Raw genomic sequence first — 8,317 nt, forward strand, 5'->3', positions numbered from 1 at the left:
CGCGCTGGCCGGGACCTCGGGTGCGCCGGTCGACCTCCAGCCGACGGCCCCGGCGGTGCGCCAGGCCCGGGCTGTGCCGAAGGCTCCGACGACGGCCGTCGTCGAGGCCCCGGTGGTGGCGGCGACGAAGCCCGCACCGAAGGCCGCCGTGAAGCCTGCGACCAAGGACTCCGCCAAGCCCGCGGGCAAGACGGCCGCGAAGCCGGTCGCCAAGCCCGCCGGCAAGGACGCGGCCAAGGCGAAGGCGAAGGTGAAGCCCGCCAAGGCCGACGCCAAGGCCGCCTCGAAGGGCAAGAAGAAGAAGCACTGACCTGCCGGTCAGGCGTCCGGATGTGAGGGTTGTGCGCACGTGCGGCGCCGACCCGCGCCGCTGAGGCTGCACACAGCCCGCGATAGGGGACGATTGCGGGATGGACGACCTCCTCTACGTCGACGGTGGCAACCCGCTGCACGGTGAGATCACCGTGCGCGGTGCCAAGAACTTCGTCTCCAAGGCCATGGTGGCGGCCCTGCTCGGCGAGGGGCCGAGCGAGCTGCGCAACGTGCCGACCATCCGCGACGTCGCCGTGGTGGGCTCGCTGCTCGAGCTGCACGGGGTCCGGGTGGACGTCGACCAGGACGCCGGGGTGCTGCGCATCGACCCGGCCGACGTCGAGTCGCCCCTGGTGGCCGACATCGACACGCTGGCCGGCGCCAGCCGCATCCCGATCCTGTTCTGCGGCCCGCTGCTGCACCGCCTCGGCGAGGCGTTCATCCCCGATCTGGGCGGCTGCCGGATCGGCGACCGGCCGATCAACTACCACCTGGACATCCTTCGCCAGTTCGGTGCCCAGGTGGACAAGCGCCCCGGCGGTATCCACCTGTCGGCCCCGCGGCGCCTCACCGGGACGAAGATCGCGCTGCCGTACCCGAGCGTCGGTGCCACCGAGCAGCTGCTGCTCACCGCGGTGCGGGCCGAGGGCATCACGGAGCTGTCCAACGCGGCCATCGAGCCCGAGATCATGGACCTCATCAACGTGCTGCAGAAGATGGGCGCGATCATCTCGGTCGACACCGACCGCGTCATCCGGATCGAGGGCGTCGACCGGCTCGTCGGGTTCACCCACACCGCGCTGGCCGACCGCATCGAGGCGGCCTCATGGGCATCGGCGGCCCTCGCGACCGGCGGTGACGTCTACGTGCGCGGCGCGCACCAGGCGGACATGACGACGTTCCTCAACACGTTCCGCAAGGTCGGTGGCGAGTTCACCGTGCACGACGACGGGATCCGCTTCTTCCACCCGGGCGGTGACCTGCGGTCGATCCAGCTCGAGACGGACGTGCACCCCGGCTTCATGACCGACTGGCAGCAGCCGCTCGTCGTGGCGCTCACCCAGGCCCGCGGCCTGTCGATCGTGCACGAGACCGTGTACGAGAACCGGTTCGGGTTCGTCGACGCGCTGCTCGGCATGGGTGCCACGATCCAGGTCTACAAGGAGTGCCTGGGCGGTCGCCCGTGCCGGTTCGGGCAGCGCAACTTCTACCACTCGGCCGTCATCTCCGGGCCGACCCCGCTGTCGGCCGCCGACATCGAGGTGCCTGACCTGCGCGGCGGGTTCAGCCACCTCATCGCGGCGCTCACCGCCAAGGGCCAGTCGTCGGTGCGCGGCATCAGCCTCATCGACCGCGGGTACGAGCAGTTCACCCAGAAGCTGGACGCGCTCGGTGCCCAGTTCTCCCGGGAGCCAGGCGCTCGCTGACGTCGGAGGGCTGCCGGTCCGGTGCGGACCGGTAGCATCGGCTGCCGTGCCATCTCCCGAGCGGTCGAACCTGACCTACCGCACCGTGGCCCGCATCGTGCGCCCGGCGATGTTCTCGATGACCCGGCCGCACTGGGCCGGGACCGAGCACCTGCCGCGTGAGGTCGGGTTCATCGCCGCGGTCAACCACGTGACCACGCTCGACCCGCTCACGTTCGCGCACTTCCTGTGGGACGCCGGGTACGCCCCGCGCATCATGGCCAAGGACTCGCTGTTCCGGGTCCCTGTGCTGGGGTCGGTGATGCGTCGGATCGACCTCATCCCGGTCGCTCGTGGCTCCGCCCAGGCCGCCCAGTCGCTCGACCTGGCGGCCGAGGCGATCGCCGGTGGCGAGTGCCTCGCGGTGTTCCCCGAGGGCACGCTCACCCGGGACCCCGACCTGTGGCCGATGGTCGCCAAGACCGGGGTGGCCCGGCTGGCGCTCGCGACCCGCGCCCCGGTGATCCCGGTCGCGCAGTGGGGTGCGCACCGCGTGCTCGCGCCCTACGGGAAGGTGCTGCACCCGGTGCCCCGCAAGCGGGTCGACGTCGTCGCCGGCCCGCCGGTCGACCTCGCCGACCTGTACGACCGGCCGCGGGACGCCGCCGTGCTGCGGGAGGCGACGTCGCGGATCATGGCCGCCGTGACCGCGCAGCTCGCGCAGCTGCGCGACGAACCGGCACCCGATGCGGTGTTCGACCCGCGCACGGGCGCGCGGACCGCAGCACCGTGAGCATGCGGGCGACCGTCGTCGGCGCGGGCAGCTGGGGGACCACCTTCGCGGCTGTCCTGGCGGACGCCGGGTGCGAGGTGACCGTCTGGGGGCGGGACGAGGCCGTCTGCCGGCAGATCGTCACGGCCCACCGCAACGAGGCCTACCTGCCGGGTGTGCAGCTGCCTGACGCGGTCGGCGCCGAGCCCGACCTGCGGCGCGCGGTCGAGGGAGCCGACCTGGTCGCGGTCGCCGTCCCGGCGCAGAGCGCGCGGGCCACGCTCGCCCCGCTGGCCGGACGGCTGGCACCGGGCGCGCTCGTCGTCTCGCTCATGAAGGGCGTCGAGCTGTCCACCGACGCCCGGATGAGCCAGGTGCTCGGCGAGGTGCTGGGCGTCCCCGATGACCGTCTCGCCGTGGTGTCCGGCCCCAACCTCGCCCACGAGATCGCCGACCGGCAGCCGACGGCGACCGTCGTCGCGTCCACCTGCCGGAGCACCGCCGAGACCGTGGCGGCGGCCTGTGCCACCGGCTACTTCCGTCCCTACACCAACACCGACCTCGTGGGCGTCGAGCTGTGCGGGGCGGTGAAGAACGTCATCGCCCTGGCGGTCGGCATCTCGCAGGGACGCGGCTTGGGCTTCAACACCATGGCCACCGTCATCACCCGCGGTCTGGCCGAGATCACCCGGCTCGGGCTCGCGCTCGGAGCCGACGCCCAGACGTTCGGCGGCCTCGCGGGGATGGGGGACCTCATGGCGACGTGCGCGTCCCCCGACTCGCGCAACCACCGGTTGGGCACGCTCGTCGGCCAGGGCCTGGACCTCGAGGCCGCCGTAGCCGCGACAGGCGGTACCGCCGAGGGCGTCAAGACCTGCCGGCCGGTGCTCGACCTGGCCCGCCGGCTCGGGGTCGACATGCCGATCACCGAGGGCGTCGTGCAGGTGCTGGACGGCACCCTGCCGCTCGACGAGCTGGCTCCCCGCCTGCTGTCCCGGCCCCGCAAGGCCGAGGGACGCGCCTCGCGCTGAACCTCGCTCCGCAGGGGGTCGCGACGACGGTAGGGTCGGGCGCGATGGATGCCACACCAGCCCCGCTGCCCGTCCCCACCGATCCCGCCCCGGTCCGTCCGAGGGTGCTCGTGCTGTTCGGCGGGCGTTCGGGGGAGCACACCATCAGCTGTGCCACCGCGGGCGGGGTGCTCCGGGCGATCGACCGCGACCGCTACGACGTGCTCGCGGTCGGCATCACCCGCGAGGGCCACTGGGTGCTCGCCGACGACGACCCGGACCGCTGGGCGATCAGCGACGGCCGGCTCCCCGAGGTCGAGGACACCCGGACCCACGTCCTGCTGCCGCAGGGGGTGCGCGACCGGGAGGTCCAGGCACTCGAGGCGGGTCAGGTGCCGCGCGCGCTGGGTGAGGTCGACGTGGTGTTCCCGCTGCTGCACGGCCCGTTCGGGGAGGACGGCACGGTGCAGGGGCTGCTCGAGCTCGCGGACGTGCGGTACGTCGGGTCCGGGGTGCTGGCCTCCGCGGTCGGCATGGACAAGCACATGATGAAGATCGTGCTCGCCGGTCACGGGTTGCCGGTGGGGGAGTTCGAGGTCGTCCTGCCGAGCCAGTGGCGGACGGACCGGCAGGCCGTGCTCGACCGCCTCGCGCGTCTCGGGCTGCCGGTCTTCGTCAAGCCGGCGCGGGCCGGGTCCAGCCTTGGCATCTCCCGCGCGGACTCGCTCGACGAGCTCCTCGACGCGCTCGCGACGGCGCAGGCGGTGGACCCCAAGGTCATCGTCGAGGCGGCCGTCGTCGGCCGGGAGGTCGAGTGCGGTGTGCTCGGCGGACGGGACGGCGGCCCCGCGCGCGCGTCGCTGCCGGGCGAGATCGTCGTCACCGACCACCGGCACCGGTTCTACGACTACGAGGCCAAGTACTTCGACTCCGAGGGCGTGCGCCTGGCCTGCCCGGCCGATCTGCCCGCCGAGGTGGTCGAGCGCGTCCAGGAGATCGCCGTGGCGGCGTTCGACGCGATCGGCTGCGAGGGGATCGCCCGGGTCGACGTCTTCGTGACGCCCGACGGTGGCGTCCAGATCAACGAGATCAACACCATGCCGGGGTTCACGCCCTACTCGATGTACCCGATGATGTGGCAGGCCTCGGGCCTGTCCTACCCCGAGCTGGTCGACGAGCTGCTGGCGCTGGCCCTGGCGCGGCCGACGGGTCTGCGCTAGCGGTCGGACGGGCCGGACGTGCTCAGCTGCACGAGCCGGTCTGCTGCGCGATCGACACCGCGGTGCCGAGCTGGTCGAGGAACGACGTCGACCGGGTCCCCGCGACCGAGGCCGGCACGTGCACCTCGACGGCCGGGGTGCGGCCGAACGTCGTGAAGGTCCAGCCGGTGTCCGTCGTGGCGCCGGCCTCGTCGGGCACCACGAGCCAGTCGACGGTCGGGCCGTGGGGCGTGTCGACTGCGACGCACCGCTGCGTCGTCGGTCCGGGCACCGCGACGCCGCAGCGCAGCACCACCGGGTCGCCCGCCGTGCCCCAGGCACGGGAGGCCTGGGCCGTCGTCGCGATCTCGTCGAGGCCGTCGCCGAGGCGGGTGGGGGTGGCCAGCACGATCTGCGCGCACACGGGGTCGGTCGCGTTCGGTGCCGCAGTCACCGGGACCGCCGCGGAGCACGAGGCGACCAGTGCGACGGGGGCGGCCACCGCGAGGAGCCGTCGAGGGGTGCGCACGACCCCACGGTAGCTGGCCGGCGCATGCTGTCCCGACTCGTGTCCGGGCCGGCGCCCGGAGCCGTCTAGCGTTGTCCTGTGACGACGGTGGCCGACAGCTCCGAGGACGAGCTCCTCGCCCGGTTCGGCCCGCTGCTGCCGTACGGCGCGCGGACTCTCGTGGGGCCGGGTGACGACTGCGCGGTGCTCAGCGCCCCGGACGGGCGCACGGTCGTCACGACCGATGTGCTGGTCCAGGACCGCCACTTCCGGCTCGACTGGTCGGACGGTCGCGACGTCGGATGGCGGGCGGCGGTGCAGAACCTGGCCGACGTCGCCGCGATGGGCGCCCAGCCCACGGCGCTCGTCGTCGCGCTCGTGCTGCCCGGGTCGTTGCCGGTGACGTTCGTCGAGGACCTGGCCCGCGGGCTGGCGCAGGTCTGCGCACCGCTGGGCGTCGGGGTCGTCGGAGGAGACCTGTCCGGCGGCCGGGACGTCGTGGTCTCGGTCACCGCCCTGGGTGACCTGAACGGTCGTGCCCCCGTGCTGCGGTCGGGGGCCAGGCCCGGTGACGTGCTCGCGCACGTGGGTGTGCGAGGCCGCTCGGCGGCGGGGCTCGCGCTGCTCGCGGCGGGTATCGGCCGGCTCGACGACGAGCTGGTGGCGGCCTACCTGCGCCCGGTGTGCCCGCTCGTCGCGGGCCCGGCAGCCGCTGCTGCGGGTGCGACCGCCATGCTCGACGTGTCGGACGGCCTGGTGCGGGACGCCCGACGGATCGCGGCGGCCTCCGGGGTGAGCCTCGACCTGGACGACCCGGCGCAGACCTTCGGCGACGAGCTGGCGAGACTGGACGCGGCGGCCCGAGCCACGGGCGCGAGTGCGCGGGACTGGGTGCTCGGCGGTGGGGAGGACCACGGTCTGCTCGCGACGTTCCCGCCGGACGTGCGCCTGCCCGACGGGTTCCGCGCGATCGGTCGGGTGGGCGCGGGCCCGGCGGGCACCGTGACGGTGGCCGGCCAGCCCCCTGCGGTGGGGGCAGGCGGCTGGGACCACTTCGGCCCGGGCAGTCGCTGAGCAGGTCGGTGTCCAGGGCGGCCGCGGTCGGGCGGCTCAGCGCCGGTAGCGCACCTCGAGCAGGTCGGCCCCGCCCACCTGCTCGTAGCGCTCGACGCCGTCGGGGCTGAAGCCGTGGCGGCGGTAGAAGTGCTGGGCGCGCTCGTTGTCCGCCAGGACCCACAGGGACAGCGGGGTCCGGTCGCCGGCGTCGGCGATGACGGTCCGGATGAGCTCGCGCGCGACGCCCCGACCCCAGGTTCCCGGGTCGAGGTAGATCGAGTAGATCTCGCGTTCGGCGGGCCGTGCATCCTCGTCACGGGCCGGGCCGACGGACGCGAAGCCGATGAGGTTCGACCCGGTCACCGCGACCCAGGTGAGCACCCGGTCGGCCGGGCCGCGCTCGAGGAAGTCGGTCCACCGGACCGCCCAGCGCGCCGGGTCGAGCGACTGAAGGTGCTCGGCCGGGACGATGCCGGCGTACGCCTCCTGCCAGGAGCGGACGTGAACGGCGGCGATCGCGTCCGCGTCGGAACGCGTCGCGGGCCGGATGGTCACCTCGTCGTCCTGCTGCATGGGTTCACCCTGCCACAGCAGCGTGAATCGCGGGTGGCCCCGCGTGAGACGTCAGGCGGCGCGCTGGACCTTGCCGGCCTTGAGGCAGGAGGTGCACACGTTGAGGCGCTTCGGCGTCCCCGCGACGACCACGCGCACCCGCTGGATGTTCGGGTTCCAACGACGCTTGGTCTTCACGTGGGAGTGCGAGACGTTGTGCCCGAAGGACGGGCCCTTGGCGCAGACATCGCAATTCGCGGCCACGGTGATCTCCAGTCTGTGTGCACGCCGCGGTGCGGCGAAGAAGGGGGCGCCGTCTGGGGTGACCGTCGCGCAGCGAGGCGTCGTGCAGGTGCTCGCAGCGATGTCACCGGTTCCGGACAACCGGATGAGTCTAGCCCACGCGCTGCAGGGGGCCCAAATGTCGCAGGGATGGGGCACAGTGGGTCGCCGGAGGTGGGCGGCAGATGCAGGTGGCAGGGTCCGGGCGCCAGGTGCTCGACGGTGCGGCCGTGCACGCCTGGGCCGTGTCCGCGTCGGATGCGCTGGCGCGGCTCGCGCCGCGGATCGACGCGCTCAACGTGTTCCCGGTGGCCGACGACGACACCGGGACCAACGTGGCGCTCACCGTCGCGGCCGGCCGTGACGCGCTGGTGCGCAGCCGACCCGTCGGTGGCGCCCAGGCCGTCGACGTCCTGGCCCGCGGGGCCCTCGCCGCGGCACGGGGCAGCTCGGGCGTCATCCTCGGGGCCTGGCTCACCGGGCTCGCCGAGGGGCTGGCGGTCTCGACCGGCACCGACCACATCGACCCCGGTGCGCGGGACCTCGTCGCGGCGCTGTCGGTCGCCGCCCGCGAGGCGACGGCCGCGGTCGAGCGGCCCTCGCCCGGGACGATGCTCGACACCGCGGATCAGGTGGCACGCGGGGCTCAGGACGGCGCGCTCGACCAGGTGCTCCCGGGCGCCGTCGATGCCGCCCGGCGCGCCCTCGTCGACACCAGCCTGCGCCACCCCGTGCTTCGCGCGGCCGGGGTGGTGGACGCCGGTGCCTGCGCGCTGCTCGTGCTCCTCGAGGCGTTCGCCGCGGTGCTCGCCGACCGGTCCGGCGTCGACCTGGGCGACTGGGTGCCGGTCGCCCGTCCGCACGAGCACGAGGACGCGGGCGGGGGAGCCTTCGAGGTGATGGCCGCGCTGGGCCCGCGCGCGGACGCCGTTGCCGTGCGGACCGCGCTCGGCGCACGGGGCGACGCGGTGGCAGTCGTCGGCGACCCGGACGGTTGGCGCACCCACGTGCACACCGACACGGTGCCGCAGGTGCTCGACCTGCTCGCCGCCCATGACCTCGTGCAGGCCGTCGTGCGCGCCGTGCACGGTCCGCACCAGCCGTCCGCCGTGGTCGTCACGTCCGAGGCGGGGCACGCGGCCTGGTTCGCCGCTGCGGGAGCGGCAGTGCTGCTGCCCGGTGCCGTGAGCGACGCGGCGCTGCCGGACGCCGTCCGCCAG

General features: G+C 74.0%; 9 protein-coding genes and 1 pseudogene. 7 read left to right on the top strand and 3 right to left on the bottom strand.

Annotated elements, in window-relative coordinates; all coding sequences use genetic code 11:
- From F2B26_RS17240 to F2B26_RS12740, 5 genes and pseudogenes are all read left to right on the top strand, one after another.
- A pseudogene (locus tag F2B26_RS17240) lies at window positions 1-310 on the top strand (hypothetical protein); the annotation flags it as partial.
- Window positions 311-410: 100 nt separating this feature from the next.
- The gene (gene murA / locus F2B26_RS12725) at window positions 411-1,739 is read left to right on the top strand and encodes a UDP-N-acetylglucosamine 1-carboxyvinyltransferase (protein ID WP_159809940.1); all 1,329 of its coding nucleotides are present in this window, start codon (window positions 411-413) and stop codon (window positions 1,737-1,739) included.
- Between the two features lie 46 nt (window positions 1,740-1,785).
- Window positions 1,786-2,511 (top strand): lysophospholipid acyltransferase family protein, encoded by a 726-nt coding sequence (locus F2B26_RS12730; protein WP_159809942.1) that lies wholly within the window; start codon window positions 1,786-1,788, stop codon window positions 2,509-2,511.
- Window positions 2,512-2,513: 2 nt separating this feature from the next.
- Entirely contained in the window at window positions 2,514-3,521 is a 1,008-nt protein-coding gene (locus F2B26_RS12735; RefSeq protein WP_159809944.1) for an NAD(P)H-dependent glycerol-3-phosphate dehydrogenase, read from the top strand.
- A 44-nt stretch (window positions 3,522-3,565) separates the two neighbouring features.
- Window positions 3,566-4,720 (top strand): D-alanine--D-alanine ligase family protein, encoded by a 1,155-nt coding sequence (locus F2B26_RS12740; RefSeq protein ID WP_159809946.1) that lies wholly within the window; start codon window positions 3,566-3,568, stop codon window positions 4,718-4,720.
- Window positions 4,721-4,742: 22 nt separating this feature from the next.
- On the opposite strand, the gene F2B26_RS12745 is transcribed toward F2B26_RS12740, so the two are convergent.
- Window positions 4,743-5,228 carry a DUF3515 family protein gene (locus F2B26_RS12745; RefSeq protein ID WP_159809948.1) on the bottom strand — a complete coding sequence of 162 codons (486 nt, stop codon included), beginning with the start codon at window positions 5,226-5,228 and terminating at the stop codon, window positions 4,743-4,745.
- Window positions 5,229-5,306: 78 nt separating this feature from the next.
- Between F2B26_RS12745 and F2B26_RS12750 the strand changes: the two genes are divergently transcribed.
- A complete protein-coding gene (locus F2B26_RS12750) occupies window positions 5,307-6,281 on the top strand; it encodes a thiamine-phosphate kinase (protein ID WP_159809950.1) in 975 nt (324 codons plus the stop codon).
- A gap of 36 nt (window positions 6,282-6,317) precedes the next feature.
- On the opposite strand, the gene F2B26_RS12755 is transcribed toward F2B26_RS12750, so the two are convergent.
- Entirely contained in the window at window positions 6,318-6,836 is a 519-nt protein-coding gene (locus F2B26_RS12755) for a GNAT family N-acetyltransferase (RefSeq protein WP_159809952.1), read from the bottom strand.
- Window positions 6,837-6,887: 51 nt separating this feature from the next.
- Window positions 6,888-7,079, bottom strand: coding sequence for a 50S ribosomal protein L28 (gene rpmB, locus F2B26_RS12760; RefSeq protein ID WP_159809955.1), 192 nt, complete (start codon window positions 7,077-7,079; stop codon window positions 6,888-6,890).
- 203 nt (window positions 7,080-7,282) lie between these two features.
- Between rpmB and F2B26_RS12765 the strand changes: the two genes are divergently transcribed.
- A partial coding sequence (locus F2B26_RS12765; RefSeq protein WP_159809957.1) for a DAK2 domain-containing protein occupies window positions 7,283-8,317 on the top strand: 1,035 nt, incomplete at its 3' end.

Origin of the sequence: Cellulomonas citrea, assembly GCF_009829685.1 — a bacterium.
GTDB classification, from domain to species: Bacteria; Actinomycetota; Actinomycetes; order Actinomycetales; family Cellulomonadaceae; genus Cellulomonas; species Cellulomonas citrea.